The organism is Phormidium sp. FACHB-592, assembly GCF_014695795.1.
In the GTDB taxonomy this organism is placed as follows: Bacteria; Cyanobacteriota; Cyanobacteriia; order Leptolyngbyales; family Leptolyngbyaceae; genus Stenomitos.
The window spans coordinates 1-17170 of sequence record NZ_JACJOZ010000015.1 but is presented as its reverse complement, the minus strand read 5'-3'; the positions used below and the strand labels follow the sequence as shown (position 1 = coordinate 17170).

At 50.8% G+C, this 17170-nt stretch carries 16 protein-coding genes; 10 read left to right on the top strand and 6 right to left on the bottom strand.

All coding sequences use genetic code 11. The annotated features are described in order from the left end of the window. Positions 1-150: 150 nt before the first annotated feature. The 3 genes from H6F86_RS03375 (at position 151) to H6F86_RS03365 (ending at position 2439) form a co-directional block, all read left to right on the top strand. Complete coding sequence (locus H6F86_RS03375) at positions 151-738, top strand: pseudouridine synthase (protein WP_190446699.1); 588 nt, start codon at positions 151-153, stop codon at positions 736-738. An 11-nt stretch (positions 739-749) separates the two neighbouring features. Beyond that, entirely contained in the window at positions 750-1535 is a 786-nt protein-coding gene (gene map, locus H6F86_RS03370) for a type I methionyl aminopeptidase (protein ID WP_190446698.1), read from the top strand. A gap of 262 nt (positions 1536-1797) precedes the next feature. Next, positions 1798-2439, top strand: coding sequence for an HD domain-containing protein (locus H6F86_RS03365; protein WP_190446697.1), 642 nt, complete (start codon positions 1798-1800; stop codon positions 2437-2439). On the opposite strand, the gene H6F86_RS03360 is transcribed toward H6F86_RS03365, so the two are convergent. The 3 genes from H6F86_RS03360 to H6F86_RS03350 form a co-directional block, all read right to left on the bottom strand. Beyond that, positions 2377-2943 (bottom strand): DUF2808 domain-containing protein, encoded by a 567-nt coding sequence (locus H6F86_RS03360; RefSeq protein ID WP_190446696.1) that lies wholly within the window; start codon positions 2941-2943, stop codon positions 2377-2379. The two genes, H6F86_RS03365 and H6F86_RS03360, sit on opposite strands and share 63 nt — an antisense overlap. A gap of 104 nt (positions 2944-3047) precedes the next feature. Continuing rightward, positions 3048-3605, bottom strand: a complete 558-nt coding sequence (locus tag H6F86_RS03355) for a DUF2808 domain-containing protein (protein ID WP_190446695.1) — start codon at positions 3603-3605, stop codon at positions 3048-3050. A 155-nt stretch (positions 3606-3760) separates the two neighbouring features. Beyond that, positions 3761-4945, bottom strand: coding sequence for an NAD(P)H-quinone oxidoreductase subunit H (locus H6F86_RS03350; RefSeq protein WP_190446694.1), 1185 nt, complete (start codon positions 4943-4945; stop codon positions 3761-3763). 250 nt (positions 4946-5195) lie between these two features. On the opposite strand from H6F86_RS03350, the gene rsmH reads away from it, so the two are divergent. From rsmH to H6F86_RS03320, 4 genes are all read left to right on the top strand, one after another. Beyond that, positions 5196-6113 (top strand): 16S rRNA (cytosine(1402)-N(4))-methyltransferase RsmH, encoded by a 918-nt coding sequence (rsmH, locus tag H6F86_RS03345; protein ID WP_190446693.1) that lies wholly within the window; start codon positions 5196-5198, stop codon positions 6111-6113. A gap of 216 nt (positions 6114-6329) precedes the next feature. Next, complete coding sequence (locus tag H6F86_RS03340) at positions 6330-6488, top strand: hypothetical protein (RefSeq protein ID WP_190446692.1); 159 nt, start codon at positions 6330-6332, stop codon at positions 6486-6488. A gap of 8 nt (positions 6489-6496) precedes the next feature. Continuing rightward, positions 6497-9736 carry a PAS domain S-box protein gene (locus tag H6F86_RS32035; protein WP_242033340.1) on the top strand — a complete coding sequence of 1080 codons (3240 nt, stop codon included), beginning with the start codon at positions 6497-6499 and terminating at the stop codon, positions 9734-9736. 101 nt (positions 9737-9837) lie between these two features. Next, positions 9838-10500, top strand: a complete 663-nt coding sequence (locus H6F86_RS03320) for a class I SAM-dependent methyltransferase (RefSeq protein ID WP_190446691.1) — start codon at positions 9838-9840, stop codon at positions 10498-10500. A gap of 10 nt (positions 10501-10510) precedes the next feature. Here the strand turns inward: H6F86_RS03320 and H6F86_RS03315 are convergent, their stop codons facing one another. Beyond that, positions 10511-11428, bottom strand: a complete 918-nt coding sequence (locus H6F86_RS03315) for a rhodanese-related sulfurtransferase (RefSeq protein WP_347240076.1) — start codon at positions 11426-11428, stop codon at positions 10511-10513. Between the two features lie 267 nt (positions 11429-11695). Between H6F86_RS03315 and H6F86_RS03310 the strand changes: the two genes are divergently transcribed. The 3 genes from H6F86_RS03310 (at position 11696) to H6F86_RS03300 (ending at position 14737) form a co-directional block, all read left to right on the top strand. Then, positions 11696-12187 (top strand): hypothetical protein, encoded by a 492-nt coding sequence (locus H6F86_RS03310; RefSeq protein ID WP_190446689.1) that lies wholly within the window; start codon positions 11696-11698, stop codon positions 12185-12187. 109 nt (positions 12188-12296) lie between these two features. Beyond that, positions 12297-14354, top strand: coding sequence for a biosynthetic arginine decarboxylase (gene speA / locus H6F86_RS03305; RefSeq protein ID WP_190446688.1), 2058 nt, complete (start codon positions 12297-12299; stop codon positions 14352-14354). A gap of 74 nt (positions 14355-14428) precedes the next feature. Continuing rightward, positions 14429-14737, top strand: a complete 309-nt coding sequence (locus H6F86_RS03300; RefSeq protein WP_190446687.1) for a hypothetical protein — start codon at positions 14429-14431, stop codon at positions 14735-14737. 118 nt (positions 14738-14855) lie between these two features. On the opposite strand, the gene H6F86_RS03295 is transcribed toward H6F86_RS03300, so the two are convergent. Together H6F86_RS03295 and H6F86_RS03290 are read right to left on the bottom strand one after the other, a co-directional pair. Then, positions 14856-15023, bottom strand: coding sequence for a hypothetical protein (locus H6F86_RS03295; protein WP_190446686.1), 168 nt, complete (start codon positions 15021-15023; stop codon positions 14856-14858). Positions 15024-15025: 2 nt separating this feature from the next. After that, complete coding sequence (locus H6F86_RS03290; RefSeq protein ID WP_190446685.1) at positions 15026-17077, bottom strand: ankyrin repeat domain-containing protein; 2052 nt, start codon at positions 17075-17077, stop codon at positions 15026-15028. Between the last annotated feature and the right edge of the window lie 93 nt (positions 17078-17170).

Sequence of the window (17170 nt, the reverse complement as noted above, 5' to 3'; positions counted from 1 at the left end):
GTTAGTGCTTTAAGGGTTAATAGCCGTATAGAGTGCTGTATAGGCTTCGCTATCAAAGAAAAGCTTCAGCGTAACGCACTGTCTCTTTGGGCTAACCCAATGAGTCAATGCACATCAACACTGATGTCTAAAAACTAAAAACTTCCCAGCGTGTCCTACCGCTATCTGCTCTTTCATAAACCCTATGATGTGCTGTGTCAGTTTACTGATGATGGCTCGAATGGCGTGCGGCGTACCCTCAAAGACTACATTCCTGTAGCAGGTGTTTATCCGGTTGGGCGGCTCGATCGCGATAGTGAAGGCTTGCTGTTGTTGACCAATCATGGCTCACTACAACATCGCCTCAGCGATCCCAAATTTCGGCACCCGCGTACCTATTGGGTGCAGGTTGAACGTCTGCCCGATGACGCAGCTCTTAAACAACTGCGGCAGGGCGTGCTCATTCAGGGCATCAAAACCCGTCCTGCGATCGTCACCTTGCTAACCGAGGAACCAACTCTGTCACCGCGTGACCCACCCGTACGGTTTCGTAAAACAGTGCCGACTGCCTGGCTAGAGCTAACGCTGACCGAGGGGCGTAATCGGCAGGTACGACGCATGACAGCAGCGGTCAATTTTCCCACACTGCGACTAGTGCGGGTGGCGATCGCCCACCTTCAACTCGACGGACTCGCCCCCGGACAATGGCGCGATCTCACGTCCGCAGAACTCCGCCCACTGGAAGCCCTTTGTCAGTAGAATAGAAACCTATGGAACGCGAAGTAATTACTCTCCTGTCCCCACGAGAGATCGATAAAATGCGTCAGGCGGGACACCTGGCAGCACAACTACTGCATCACCTTTCGTCGCTGGTGCAGCCTGGTGTAAGCACTCTTGCACTTAATGACGAAGCCGAACGCTGGACGCAGGCGCATGGCGCAAAAAGTGCCCCATTAGGCTACAAAGGTTTCCCAAAATCCATTTGTACCAGCGTGAACGAAGTGGTTTGCCACGGCATTCCCAACGCCAAACAACTTTTGAAAGATGGCGACATTGTTAATATCGACGTGACGGTGATTTTGGATGGCTATCACGGCGATACCTCCAAAATGTTTTTTGTGGGAGAACCATCGCCGATCGCCCGTAAGCTAGTTGAAGTTACCGATGAATGCCGCCGACGCGGTATTGCAGCCGTGAAACCTGGTGCCAAGATTGGCGATATTGGCGCTGCTATTCAAGAGTATGCCGAAGGGCAAGGCTTCTCGGTCGTACAAGATTTTGTGGGGCATGGCATCAGCCGAGTGTTCCACACTGCGCCTCAGATTCCGCATTATGGCAAAGCCGGTACTGGCAAAAAGCTAAGACCCGGCATGGTGTTTACCATCGAGCCGATGATTAATGAAGGCACTTGGGAAGTCGAAGTTCTCGCTGATAAGTGGACGGCTGTCACACTCGATCGCAAACTCTCTGCCCAATGCGAACATACACTCGCCGTTACCGAAACAGGCGTGGAAATCCTCACTCCCTATCCCGGCGAAGAGACTTCAGAAGCATAGTTAACTGTATGAATCTGTCGCAACACTGGTAGAAATAACTGAGATGCACTGAGTTGGGCTGATGGTCAAAGTGGCAATTGATCAGATTTAACGCGATCCCTGAAAGATCTACAGCAAGTAGACGCTGGTTATTGTTCGATCTAAGACACCGATCGCGGAACTCAGGCTAATCGCCATAGCTAAACAACTTTGCCTCTCTGGTTTATGTGCAGGCGAGTTTACCGTTCCAGATGATTTCGATGCGCCTTTAAAGGAGTTTTGAGTGCCATCAACCCGACTCGTACAGCAAATGCAGTTCGTGATTGAGATCGATAAACTCAAGCAAGTGCTGCGGCAGACGTTGCTGACTGATGGCTCTCGACGCGAAAACAGTGCCGAACATTCCTGGCATATCGCACTGATGGCGATCGTCCTTGCCGAGTATGCTCCGGCTCCCCTCGATCTGCTACACGTTATTAAACTATTGCTGCTGCACGATCTGGTCGAGATTGATGCGGGCGATACCTTCTGCTATGACAATCAGGGCAACCAGAGCAAAGCCGCTCGGGAAACTCAAGCAGCCGATCGCCTGTTTGGCTTATTGCCGCTCGATCAGAGCAGTGAGTTTCGCGCTTTATGGGATGAGTTTGAAGCACAGGAAACGCCTGCGGCTAAATTTGCGGCTGCCCTTGATCGACTTCAGCCCATTCTTAACAACCAGCAAACAGGTGGCTATAGCTGGAAACTGCATGGTATCACGAGCGATCGCGTCTTGCAGCGCATGGCTCCTGTTCAAACAGGCGCACCAGAGTTATGGTCTGTAGTGCAGCAGGTAATTGAGGACTGCATCGCTGCTGGCTATCTAAAAGAACCCGCGTCGGAAGAAGAAGTCGCGATCGGTAATCTGGATGCGCCCGTAGCCTAAAAACTGACCGTACGGCTGCTCCCCAGTGGGAAATGCTGTCACGCCATACAGGTAAACACCACCCACGTCTGGGTTGCGCGTGGCGTACAGCCCAATCTTAACCTGGCTACCTGGTTCAATTGGTGGATTAAACGTCACAGTAATAGCGCGTGTTCTGGGATCTTCAGTTACGTCCTGGATTGAAAGTCTCGTTTGGCGATCGCCCAGTTTGCCCACTGCTTCTGTTTGCCGGACATCAAAGCGGGCACGAGAGGGTGCGGCTTCGGGTGCAATCATAACCCGTTGTAAGGATTCCCCCGCATTCTCAGGCACAGTCAGCGTAAAGTAGTAGGTCGAACCCCAAGAGTAAGCTGTCTTTTGCGTTGCCGTTGCACCCTCAAACCGTGGTGGCTGCACAAAATATGTTTTGCCATTTGCTAACTGCACCGCCTGCATCGGTAAGCCGATACCACCGCTTGCTGCTAGCACTAAGACTGCACTTAAGCACAATTTACCGATTTTCATCTCGTCTTCTTATCTTGATACTAGGTAGCAATCTCTACATCTACAGCCCATCCGTATGCCTGCACGCTGCCCAGCGATCGCATCCATCTACCCTGACGGAATCACTAAGAATCCTGACCACCATCGTAGATGGAGATGCGTCCGTAGCCCAGGAACTGTCCAGACGACTGATCGCCTGCTGGAAAAGCTGTAACGCCATAAAGGTAGGTGCCACCGAGATCGGGGTTGCGGTCAGCATAAAGTCCGATCGTCACCGTTTTGCCGACTGCGACTGCTGGGTCAAAGGTAATCGTAATCGCTTGCGTCTTAGAATCTTGTGTCACTGATTGAAGCGGTAGCTTGTTGCCTTCTCGCTCGAACGTGCCTTCAAACGCCTCTGTGCGATTGACATCAAACCGTGCACGATCGGGCGCTTCTTGAGGCGAGATCACCACTTTTTGCAATGACTCTCCCGCATTCTCAGGTAACGTCAGTGTGAAGTAGTATGTTGATCCCAGAAAACGAGCAACTTTTTGGGTCGCCACAGCACTCTCTAAACGCGGCGGCTGAACGAAATGGGTTGTGCCATTTGCTAGTTTGACTGCCTGCGCCGAAACACCGACTAGCGCGACAGTGCTAAGGGAAAGGGATAGTGCGGTTGCTAACTGTGATCGCCAGTTCATAGCCTGCATCCTGTGGTCTACACATCTGTTCTAGCAGGTTCAAACGGGAATTGCCGTCTCGCTTTTTGATGAAGTGATTGTGTGATGGTGACAACAAAAAAGCCAGGGCAAACCCTGGCTTCTCTAATAGTCTCTAACAGATTAAGTGGAAGCAGTTAGCGATCGACCGATCCCATCACCACGTCAACGCTACCCAGAATCGCAAAAATATCCGCGACCTTGTGCCCCGTTACCAGGCTGGGTAGAACCTGTAAGTTGTTGAAGTCACCAGGACGAATTTTCCACCGCCAGGGGAAGACAGTATCGTTGCCGATGATGAAGATGCCCATTTCACCCCGACCCGCTTCAATACGGACGTAATGTTCGCCTTTAGGAATTTTGAAGGTGGGCGCAATCTTTTTACCAATGTACTGGTAGTCAAAGCCATTCCATTCAGATTTGGGACCTGCTTCCATGCGCTTCGCTTCCAGGTTCTCGAAGGGACCACCTGGCAGACCCGCGATCGCCTGCTGAATAATCTTCACCGATTCGCGCATTTCTGCCATCCGCACTACGTAGCGTGCCAGACAGTCTCCCTCAGTTGCCCAGGCAACCTCCCAGTCAAAATCGTCATAGCATTCGTAGTGATCCACCTTCCGCAGATCCCACTGCACGCCAGAGGCTCTCAGCATGGGACCCGAACAGCCCCAGCTAATGGCTTCCTCACGAGTTAAAACACCGACCCCTTCCAGACGGCGACGGAAGATCGGATTGTTGGTGATTAGTCTTTCGTACTCATCAATAACGGGCATGAAGTACGTGCAGAAGTCTTCACACTTGTCTACCCAACCGTAGGGCACATCAGCAGCGATGCCACCAATGCGGAAGTAGTTGTGATTGACCATACGATAGCCAGTTGCCGCTTCGTACAAGTCAAGGATCATTTCACGATCGCGCAAGGTGTAGAAAAACGGCGTTTGTGCACCCAAATCCGCCACAAATGGACCCAGCCACAGCAAATGGTTTACCACTCGTGCCAGTTCCAGCATGATCACGCGGATGTAGCTGGCACGTTTGGGCACGGGCACGCCAGCTAATTTTTCCACTGCATTAACAGTGACAGCTTCGTTAAACATCCCGCCGTAGTAATCCCATCGGCTGGTGTAGGGGACGTACATGATGTTGGTACGGTTTTCGGCAATCTTCTCCATGCCCCGATGCAGGTAGCCCAGAACAGGCTCGCAGTCAATGACATTTTCACCATCTAACGTCACAACCAGTCGGAAACATCCGTGTGTCGCAGGATGGTGAGGACCCATGTTGATCACCATGGGTTCTGTCTTGGTCTCGATCATTGACATAGGTGAACAGTCTCCCTCTGAGCGGTTGGATTAGTTTTTAGTTTTTAGTTTTTGGTTGTTAGTGAAGAGGCGACCGAACAACTAACACCTAAGAACTAACAACTCATAACTGCGTTCTCTTTAGATTATACGGATTGATCGACGGCAGAAGTGTCGAAGCTGACGGCGATCGGTATCAGGCTTTGAAAGGAAAGCGATAGAGTAGGGTCGAACGACCCGATCGCATTCCTTCTTACCCTAGACCCGCTACATGGCACCTGTACAAGACCCACCCGACGACGCATCTACTTTGCCTGATCCATCCCCAGAAACGGCATTTGTACATATTCCTGTTTTGAGCCGTGAGGTGCTAGAGGGTTTGGCAGTGCGCTCAGGCGGGCATTACCTGGATGCAACCGTAGGTGGCGGTGGGCATAGCGCGTTGATTTTGGCTGCTGCACCGGATGTACGGGTGACGGCGATCGACCAGGATGAACAAGCGATCGCCGCAGCCCAGGCAAAATTGGTAGAGTTCAAAGATCGCGTGCAGTTTTACCGTACTAACTTTGCCGCGTTTCAACCAGGAGCACAACGTTTTGACGGAATTTTGGCGGATCTAGGCGTGAGTTCTGCACAGTTCGATATCCCCGATCGCGGCTTTAGCTTTCGCCATGCTGCCCCCCTCGATATGCGGATGGATCAGCAGCAAGACCTCACCGCCGCCGACTTAATTAACCATTGGGACGAAACGAAACTCGCTGATATCTTTTATACCTACGGCGAAGAGCGGCTTTCGCGACGGATTGCCCGCCGGATTGTCGAGCGGCGACCCTTTGAAACCACAACCGCTTTGGCAGAGGCGATCGCCTACTCCGTGCCCAAGTCCTACCGTTACGGACGCATCCATCCTGCTACTCGTGTCTTTCAGGCGTTACGCATTGCGGTCAATCAAGAACTGAGCGTTTTGGAGACGTTCATCGAGCGTGCTCCTCATTGGCTTAAACCAGACGGCAAAATTGCCATCATCAGTTTCCACAGCCTCGAAGACCGCATTGTCAAACATCGCTTTCGCGAGTCAGAGTTACTCAAAGTGCTGACCAAAAAGCCAATTCTGCCCCAGGAGGATGAAGTGGCAGAGAATGTGAGAGCGCGATCAGCAAAGCTACGTATCGCTGAACTATCTGTATAAAAAGTGGCTTTATAGAAAAGGGCTTTGAAGTCGAAATGTTGCCGTTGTGTTAACTAATATTAAGCTTTGAAACGCGAATTTTCAGCTTTTAGTTTTGTCGCTCTATTGTTGAGATAGAGCAGGTTTTAGGGCATCTCTATCTTTAGGGAGTAGTGTTTTTCTGAATGCTCTCCAGCTACGAGAAGGGATGTCTATCATAAATAAGGGGGCAATCATTTGACTGATCTGGCTCTCCCTCTAAAGCCATCTGGGCTTGCCGAGTGTCCTCGTATTGAAGCATCAGCCGTTTTTTGCCTTGCAGAAGTGGCAGTACCCCTCAAGCCACACCTCAAGTCAGAAAATGCAACCTTCGCCACACAGCACTTCAATCTCTAGGGTCAAAAATGAGCGTATTACGGTCTGTTGAAGAGGTAGCGAGACTTGAAGCTCTCTACCAATACAAAATTCTTGATACTGAACCGGAAACAGTCTTTGACGATATTGCGCGTCTTGCTGCCTATATTTGCGGCACGTCGATCGCGATCGTCAACCTTATTGATGAAAAGCGCCAATGGTTTAAGGCAAGGGTGGGGCTAAATGTTTCAGAGATGCCGCGCGATGTGGGTCTCTCCTATCTTTGCGTCGAGCATGGGGATGTTATTGTTGTGCCGGATACAGTAGCAGACCCTGTTCTTGCCAGTAATCCTTTAGTAACGTCGTATCCCTACATTCGTTTCTATGCGGGTATGCCGTTAAAAACACCAGAGGGACATACCATTGGAACGCTGTGTGTCATTGACGCTGTACCCAAGCAACTCGCTCCAGAACAGGTAGAGGCACTGCGAGCGTTGAGCCGCCAGGTAGTTGGTCAGCTAGAACTCAGACGAAATTTATTTAGCCTGTCGCGTACCACAACTCAATATCAGCAGGCAGAAGCCTCCCTTCGGCAGGCAGCAGCAGAGAACCTCAAATTGGCGCAGGCGATGGCATCGGTCTCAGATGGAGTGGTCATCACTGATCCGCACCAGGCTGATAACCCCATCATTTACTCTAACCTTGCGTTTTCTCGCATTACGGGTTACTCAGCTTCGGAAATTGTGGGTCGCAACTGCCGCTTTTTGCAGGGTGCTGGCACCGATCGCGCCGTTGTAGCAGATATTCGAGCCGCCATGGACGAACAGCGCGAGATTCAAACGACGCTGCTAAACTATCGCAAAGATGGCACACCCTTCTGGAATGAGTTAAAGCTTGCTCCTGTTCGATCTAAGCAAGGAGCGTTGCTCTATTTTGTCGGTATCCAGACCGATATTACCGATCGCAAGCTGGCAGAGGAAGAACGTACCCAATTTTTGGAGCGGGAACGGCTAGCCCGGGCAGAAGCCGAAGTTGCCAGAGAACGGATTACCAATATTCTGGAAAGTATCACCGATGCCTTTTTTGCGCTTGATGATGACTGGCGCTTTACCTACCTAAATCATCAAGGCGAACACTTGCTTCAGCGATCGAAAGCTGACTTGCTAGGCAAAAGCTTTTGGGATGAGTTTCCAGAAACGGTAAAAGCCAGTTTCTACGAGGAGTTCAAACGGGTTGTTTTAGAACAAGTCAGCGTCCAATTTGAGACGTTTTATCCGCCTCTCAATTCATGGTTTGCTGTCCATGCTTATCCTGCCAAAGCCGGACTATCCGTTTATTTTCAAGACATCACAGAGCGTAAGCAGCATGAAGTCGAACGGCAGCAAGCACAGTTAGCGCTGCAGGAAAGCCAACAACATCTCAAGCTGACCTTGCAAGCGGTAAAGCTTGGCTTCTGGCAATTGGACTTGCAGACCAATGAGCTTTCGGTGTCAAACCAGTGCAAAGCGAACTTTGGTCTTGCAGCGACAGCAAACTTTTCGTATCAAACCTTATTTGAGCGGATGCATCCGGATGATCGGGCACGGGTACGAGAGTCAGTCCAACAAGCTCTGGCAACCCTCTCCGATTACGAAGCCGAGTACCGCTGCGTGTGGCCCAATGGCAGCATTCACTGGATTTTGGCGTTTGGGCGACCCACCTACAACGGCGATGGTGTACTGATAGGGATGGATGGCATCACGCTTGATATCACCAGCCGTAAGCAGGCAGAACAAAAAATTCTTGAGCAGGCGGCGTTGCTCGATGTCGCCACTGATGCCATTTTTGTACGCAGCCTAGACCACCAGATTCTTTATTGGAACAAGGGTGCTGAACGGCTGTATGGTTGGCAGGCAGCCGAGGCATTGGGTAAGAATGCGATCGAGCTACTGCATCGAGACGACCTGACGCAACTGAACGAGGCGCTGAAAATTGTTGTTGCGCAGGGCGATTGGCAGGGAGAGTTGACTCAGGTTTCGAAAACTGGTCAAGCCATTACTATCGCCAGTCGCTGGACTCTCATGCTGGATGAAACGGGCGTGCCAAAAGCCATTCTGATTGTAAACACTGATATCACTGAGAAGAAACAGTTAGAAGCGCAGTTCCTACGCGTGCAACGGATGGAGAGTATTGGCACCCTGGCAAGTGGTATTGCCCACGACTTGAACAATATCTTGACTCCCATCTTGTCTTCGGCGCAATTGCTGCTAATGCAAAACACGCTGACAGACGATCGCAAGCAGCACTTTATGAAAACGATCGAATTAAGCGCCAAGCGGGGTGCCTCACTCGTTAAGCAAGTGCTGTCGTTTGCCCGTGGAGTAGAAGGAAAGCGAGCTGTTCTACAAGTACGTCATCTGATTTCAGAAATTCAGCACATCGCCTTTGAGACCTTTCCAAAGTCTATTGATCTGAGCGTTGATTCTGCCAATGATCTCTGGCTTGTTTCTGGCGATGCAACGCACTTGCACCAAGTCTTCATGAATCTCTGTGTCAACGCCCGTGATGCGATGCCTAATGGTGGCACGCTGAACATCGCCGCGAACAATTTCATGATTGATGAAAGCTTTGCTCGTATGCACATTGAAGCTCAGGTGGGTGCCCACATTCTCGTAACGGTTTCAGATACGGGCACGGGCATTCCCGCCGACGCGCTTGGTCGCATCTTTGAACCATTCTTCACCACTAAAGATCTAGGTAAAGGCACAGGTTTAGGGCTTTCAACCGTGCTTAGTATTGTCAAAAGTCATGGTGGTTTTATTGATGTGGTGAGCGAGATGGGACGGGGTACTCACTTTAAAGTGTATCTACCAGCCATCCCAGTGCACGAAGCGCCACCCGTGCAGGACAATGAATTGCCCCATGGGAAGGGTGAGTTGATTTTGGTCGTAGACGATGAAGCGATGATTCGCCAAACGACTCAAGCCTCGCTCGAAGCTTATAACTACCAGGTTTTAACTGCCAGCGATGGCATTGAGGCGATCGCGCTCTATGCTCAGCACAGAGATACGATCCGTTTAGTCTTGGTTGATATGATGATGCCGTCAATGGATGGCATGACAACGATTCGTACACTGCTGAAAATGAACCCTCAGGTAAAAACGCTAGCCCTGAGTGGCTTGCTCTCAAGTACCCAAATATCTGAACTGGAAGGCATTCATACGTCAACAGTACTATCCAAGCCCTTCACCACTAAAGAGCTTTTGGAAAACATTCATCAAGTGCTTGAGGCTCAAGCGGACATTGCTTGAAACGCTCGATCGCTCAACTATAGTTTTCACAGCGGCATTGCAGCACTTGCTGCTTGCTAGAGCTGTCCTGTGCCATCGCAACTTTTGAAGGCGTTAACGTTATGGCAAACCAAACGATCGAACTCGACGACCAACTGTACCGCTATTTGCAGTCTGTCTCCTTGCAGGAACCAGCCATCCTCACGCAGCTACGGCAGGAAACGGCGCAACAATCCATGAGCCAGATGCAGATTGCACCAGAGCAAGGACAGTTTATGGCGCTGTTGGTGCAATTGATGGGCGCAAAGAAAACGCTGGAAGTTGGAGTTTTTACAGGCTACAGTGCGCTGGTCGTTGCGCTGGCGTTGCCACCCGATGGCAAAGTAGTTGCCTGTGATGTCAGTGAAGAATACACCACGATCGCTCGTCGCTATTGGCAGCAAGCAGGTGTAGCAGACAAAATTGACCTTCACCTTGCCCCTGCTCTAGAGACGTTAGATCAACTGCTGGCAGCAGGGCAGGCAGGCACCTTTGACTTTGCGTTTATTGATGCCGACAAAAGTAACTACGATGGCTACTACGAGCGATCGCTCCAACTAGTGCGATCGGGGGGACTGGTAGCGATCGATAACGTCCTCTGGTCTGGACGTGTGGTTGATCCTCAGGTGCAAGACAACCGCACTAACAGCATTCGCGCTTTTAACCAGAAAGTACACGAAGATGAGCGAGTAAGCCTTAGCATGGTGCCGATCGGCGATGGTCTAACGCTGGCACGAAAGCATTAGGCAATTTGGTTTAAGATGCTGGTTTCGTCTGTAGAGACGCTACCTGTAACGTCCCTACAGAAAGGTCTTCTCGACGGTCTCGCTTGACCTCTGTCAGTTGGTCAACGCAATAAGGGCAGGCAATGCCGTCTTCGTAAGCTGGAGAAGCCTTATCCGCCTCAGAGATGGGATGTCCACAGCTACGGCACATGGCATAAGTTCCGGGTACCAAACCATGCTGCACGGCAACCCGTTGATCGAAGACAAAGCATTCGCCTTCCCATAAGCTTTCGTCGGGCGGCACTTCCTCCAAATATTTTAGAATGCCGCCTTGGAGGTGGTAGACTTCCTCGAAGCCTTGCGCCAGCATGAATGCAGACGCTTTTTCGCACCGAATGCCACCTGTGCAAAAGAGCGCCACTTTTTTCTGCTTTGCCGGATCAAGGTGCGTGCGAACGTAGTCTGGAAACTGGCGAAACGATCGCGTGTGTGGGTTCTCTGCGTCCCGAAAGCTACCGATGCTGACTTCGTACTCGTTACGAGTGTCAATGACGGTCACGTCAGGATCAGAAATGACTGCGTTCCAGTCATGAGGGTCAATATAAGTACCGACTTGAGCATTGGGATCTGCTTCAGGTACGCCGATCGTGACGATTTCTGCTTTCAGGCGAACTTTCATGCGGTCGAACGGTTGCACATCAGCAAACGATTCTTTGTGCTCCAAATCGGTGAGTTGGGGATCGCTACGTAAAAAAGACAGCACCGCATCGATCGCCTCTCGTGCTCCCGCGATCGTGCCGTTGATCCCTTCTTCTGCCAGTAAGATCGTGCCCTTCACGTCCTGCGACTGGCACTGCAACAGCAATGGCGACTGCTTTTCGGCAGCATCCAGAAGCCTGACAAATTTGTAAAACGTAGCAACAACCAATGTCATGTCTTTGTCAACCACAGCGCCGAAAAATCTAAAAGTGTCTGAATTCCTTGTGAGAAAGCCAGGATCAGACCGATGGCGAAAATCTTTCAGCCAGTTTCGATATTCTAGTGAAAACGATCGTATTGTGTAAGCGCTAGAACTTAGTGATATGACTTAAGCAAGCTATATAAAGAGTTTGTTATGCGTCGCTCTAGCTACTGCTAACGATGGAGATTTGGCAGCAGTGCCGAAAGAAGAACCATTGACGCTTATAACTAAATGAGGAAATGAGGAGAATTCTAGATGAATAATCAAATTCAATCGCAAGCTGCAAGAGTTTGGGGCATTATCAAAGATCCAGCAACAGGCGAAACTTATACTCAAACGGCTACCACAACCTGGCTCATCTTAAAAGAAACAGGCTATCTGCTTTGGCTCGTCGTTTGCCTAACGCTGGTGTTTGGCGACTGGCTGTGGCGCACTGGCTACCGCACTGGCTGGAGCACCCGCGAATGGATCAACAATTTTGAAAAACCGGACACTGAGCGCGTGGCACAAGATGCAGGTCAAGGGTTGCTAGAAGCCAGTAAAGCAGCTTTTTCTAACGCAATCGCTACAGCTAAGAGTCAGCTCGGCATTGAAGACAAGGCAGAACCGCTCTTCGCAGGCGCGCCATCCGCTTCAACGCCACCACCCACACCCACGCCTACACCTGCACCCACACCGACACCGGAGCCTCCGTTTAAACCCTCAACGCCCCCAGCCCCAAACACAGAGGAGTTAGATTCTGATTAGTCTGTCTTCGTTAGATTCTGATTAGGCAGCTACGTGCCCTGCCTTACCTACGCCAGCTAGATGGATGCGATAGACTAGCACTTCAGAAACGATTGTGAGGTCAAAAAGAATGGGGGCACGTGCTGCAAAGGCTAGCTTGAAAACGGACGCGACCGATACAGCCGATCGACAGGCGGCAAAAGCAGCGCTTCAAGCAAATAACGGGATCAAAGAGACAGCGGTGAACCCCTCGACTAATGGCTGGTCGATCGAGAAAAGTGAGGAACTCTACCGTATTACAGGGTGGGGCGAACCATATTTTTCGATCAATGCGGCTGGACACGTTACCGTCTCTCCCGAAGGCGATCGCGGCGGCTCCCTTGACCTGTTTGACCTCGTTAATGCCCTCAAGCAGCGAAACCTGGGGCTGCCGCTACTGATTCGCTTCTCCGACATTTTGGAGGACCGCATTGAACGGTTGAATGCTGCCTTTGCAAAAGCGATCGCCCGCTACAACTATCCTGGCGTGTATCGTGGTGTGTTTCCCGTCAAGTGCAACCAGCAGCGGCACTTAGTCGAAGCGCTCGTTCGGTTTGGCAAACCGCATCAGTTTGGCTTAGAGGCAGGGTCGAAACCTGAACTCATGATTGCGCTGGCAACGTTGAAAACTCCCGGTGCGCTGCTGATCTGCAATGGTTACAAAGACCGGGAATACATTGAAATGGCAATTCTGGCACAGCAGTTGGGACAAATTCCCATCATTGTGCTGGAGCAAGTTGAAGAAGTGCCGTTAGTGATCGAAGCGGGTCGCAAGTTGGGTATTCGTCCCATTTTGGGCGTACGCGCCAAGCTAAGCAGCAAGGGTGTTGGACGTTGGGGCACATCAGCCGGCGATCGTGCCAAGTTTGGCTTGACCGTTCCCGAAATTCTCAGCACAGTGGAGCAGCTCAGCGCGGCGAATATGCTGGACTCGCTGCAACTGCTGCATTACCATATCGGTTCGCAAATTTCCTCGATCGCCGTTGTTAAAACTGCCATTCAAGAAGCCAGCCAGATCTATGTGGAACTGGCAAAGCTTGGCGCAAACATGAAATATCTAGACGTTGGCGGCGGCTTAGGCGTAGATTACGACGGCTCCAAAACTAATTTCTACGCCTCCAAAAACTACAATGTCCAGAACTACGCTAACGACGTAATTGCTGAAGTGAAGGAAGCCTGCGACGAGCGCAAGTTGCCCGTACCCACGTTAGTAAGCGAAAGCGGACGCGCGATCGCCTCGCACCAATCCGTCCTTGTGTTTGATGTCCTTAGCACCAGTGAAGTACCCTCCGGTGTGCCCGACCCCGTTCAGGAAACGGAACATCTCATCATCCGCAACCTGTACGAAACCTACGAATCCATCACTGTCGAAAACTACCAGGAGGCATACCACGACGCGACCCAGTTCAAAGAAGAAGCCATTAGCCTCTTTAACTTTGGTTACGTCAGCCTACCCGAACGCGCCAGAGCCGAACGCCTCTACTGGCTGTGCTGCGAGAAGATTCTGGTGATTGCCCGTCAGCAAGAATACGTCCCAGATGACCTGGAAGATCTAGAAAAGATCATGGCATCGATCTACTACATCAACCTCTCGGTGTTTCAATCGGCACCGGATAGCTGGGCGATCGACCAACTCTTCCCCATTATGCCCATCCATCGTTTGGACGAAGAACCCACAAAACGCGCTACTCTTGCTGACCTCACCTGCGATAGCGACGGTAAAATCGACCAATTCATTGACCTGAAGGATGTGAAACCCGTGTTGGAGTTGCATCCGCTGAGAAAGAATGAAGGCAAAGGGCAGAAGGCAGAGGCTACTCCTCACTCTCACGAACCCTACTACCTGGCAATGTTCCTCGGCGGTGCCTACCAGGAAATCATGGGCAATCTGCACAACCTATTTGGCGATACGAATGCGGTTCACATTCATCTCACGCCTAAAGGCTACGAAATTGAACACGTTGTTAAAGGCGACACGATGACAGAAGTGCTGGGCTATGTCCAGTACGACTCTGAAGACCTGATCGAAAGCATTCGTCAGCAAACCGAACTAGCATTGCAAGAAAAACGCATCACGCTGCAAGAGTCTCAACTGCTGCTGCAAAACTACGAGCGTAGCTTGAGCCGCTATACCTATCTCTCTGCATAGGTTTTAGCCCAACCACTGTACACTTCTGGCAGGCAACTGAGGCGATCGGCGCACGTCATTTTTGGATCATTCTCATGACTAGCAATACGCAACCTCCATCCACTGACAAGCTCGACATCCTGATTGACCAGGTTGGGTACTTCACTGAGGGCTTAACAGAACTCAGGATCTTAGTGCAAGCCCAGGCAGAAACCGCCCAAAAGCAACTTGAGGCGATCGACAAACAGGGCGAACGTATCGAGCAACTGGCAAAAAGCTCTGAAGAGCAGCGCCGTAGTATAGATCGCATCGCCGCCGCTATGGAAGCAAGCAACCGTAGCCAATCAGAGGCGATTAACCGTCTGGCAGCTATTGTCGATCGGCTGCTGCCACCACAGCCTTAGTAAGGATTCCGGCTGGCTTAGGCGATCGCATCTCTCTGAATACCTCTGCGATATCACAACGTGAAGAACGCAACAACTGCTCATTGCGCTTGTGATGTCAACCGCCCGCTCGTCTTTCTCACTCACGCGGTTGACGGCTCAGAAGTTCAATAATTGCTGCGTGATCTTTGCCTGGATGGTGCCCTTCGGCTTGACCTCGTCGAGCGTAGTCCAATGCGTCATCAAACTCATCACCATGAGTACGCTGGAAGGGATCTGCCCCTGCTGTCAGTAAGCGCTCTACCACATCTAGATAGCCTGCATAGGATGCCTTAGCGATCGGGTAGCCCCAGTTTTCCAGCCTAAATTGACATTAGCTCCGGCTTGGAGCAGGCGATCGACAATAGCTAAGTTCCCTTTACCCGCCGCTGCAACCAATGCGTTGCCGTCCTTATAATTCACGTTTGCACCTGACTGCAATAATTCCTCTAGCTTCGTTAAATCGCCTGTGTAAGCAGCATCCACTAAAGCAACATCATTTAGCCCTTCTTCAGATGCGCCAGCTTTACGTAGTAGCTGTTGTATTGCCCAGTTTCCTAGCATCATGGCAGTGTTGTCTTCGTTATCGCGTAAGTTGACATCAGCACCCGCCTCAATTAATGCCTTCACTGCGTCAGTGTTACTGCCAGCCATAATGAGTGCAGTTTGCCCTTTGTCATTCTGGGCATTTACGTTGCCTCCCCGTTCGACAAGAAACCGAATCACCTCAGCCCGGTTTGAGGCAAAGAAACTGCTGGCAATGTACATCAAAGCCGTTGTGCCTTCTTCAAACTCTTCGTCGCTGCCAAGGTTAGGATCAGCTCCAGCCTCTAGCAGTGCGTCTATTACGCTTGTGTGACCATACATCGCAGCCAACATCAGTGGACTTTTGCCACATTCGGTAATGGCATTGGGGTCTGTGCCTTCTGCTAGCAGTTGCTGCACTTTGGTTAATTTGCCAAACAGGGCGGCATCCCCCAGTTTCTCAGCCAATTTATTAGCTTCACGAGCTTTGCGTTTGATTGCTTTGGCAATGTCCTTTTGACCGTGCTTATCCGCATGGCGGCGGGTTTCCTCGTCCACAAGAGGATAAAGGTACTCGTAAACAGCTTGATGAGCGTTTCGAGCCGCACTCATAATGGCTGTATCGCCTTGGCTCCAGGCATTAATATCAGCGCCATTAGTAATAAGGAGTTTTACCATGTCTAAATTGCCGTGCCATACCGCGTGCATAATGGCGCGATCGTCATCCTCCATCCCTGTATTTGGATCTGCGCCTGCTTCTAATAGCATTTGCAAGATGGGCAGATTATTTTTCTCGATCGCTACTGTCAAGCCTGTCCAACTGAGATCACCTCCTTCTGGGGAAGCGCCAGCGTTCAGCAGCTGTTTGACCAGATCGGGGCGATCTTGCTTAATTGCCATCCCCAGCGGACGAGCATCCACAGAAAAGTCGAGTTTATCCAGATTGGCTCCTGCGGCAATCAAGGTTTGAATCATCATCGGATCGCCCTGATAAACGGCTGCTACGAGTGGAACTTCTGTATCCCAACTACTAGGATTTAGTTCTGCACCTGCTTCTAGCAACCGCTCAACCTGAGCAAGGTCATCTTGAAGAATGGCTCGAATTAGCGGCGATACGTTGTCTTCGTCGTATTCAATGCGATCGTCGTCAAGCTCTTCATCGTCGTCATCGTTGTCTTCATCATCTTCGTCCGCCTCGTCCGCATCATCCCCCATCATTCGAGCCACACTTGCCTGGGCAAAGCCACCCGCGAATTGGCACCAGCCGTGCCCCACGTTGGACTCCTGACGGGTCGTGTATTCATCTACCATTTGAGCGATTGCCAACAGGTCTACAAAGATCGCTTGTGCCGCTCCACACCGCTGCTCAAAATCTTGTACAAACGTCAAATGCTGTGCCAATAGTTCTATAGCATTGAAGCCAGGAAAGGAAAGCCGAAAGAGCTTCTGTTCGTCGTAGGCGTTGTGCAGAACTTGCACGGTTGTTGTTGTGAGAAAGCTCTCGTCTAGAAATTTAGAAACGCAATCAATCCCACTTAAACCCGATTCTGTCGCCATGACTGAGACGGCGATACGTTGATCGGGCGTGGCATAGGCATACACTTCTATCTGAGAAAATTGGGAGCAAGTGAGTTTGCCTAAATACGCTAAACCTTGACTCAGAAGCAGTTGCCCAACCTCATGAAGGCTGGAATGCACATCGGCGGGTAAGCCTTCATATTCTGTGCCGAAGTAGGTTCCAGCTTGACCGCTGAAAAGTAAGAAACTGTTTGTAAATGTATGTGAAGTAGAAGACAACTACGGTCACAAAGGCGCGATACCAGAAGAGTGACATCTACATGGCTTGAGGATATGAGTCAGCCTTACTACGACAGTGACCTGACCGATGAG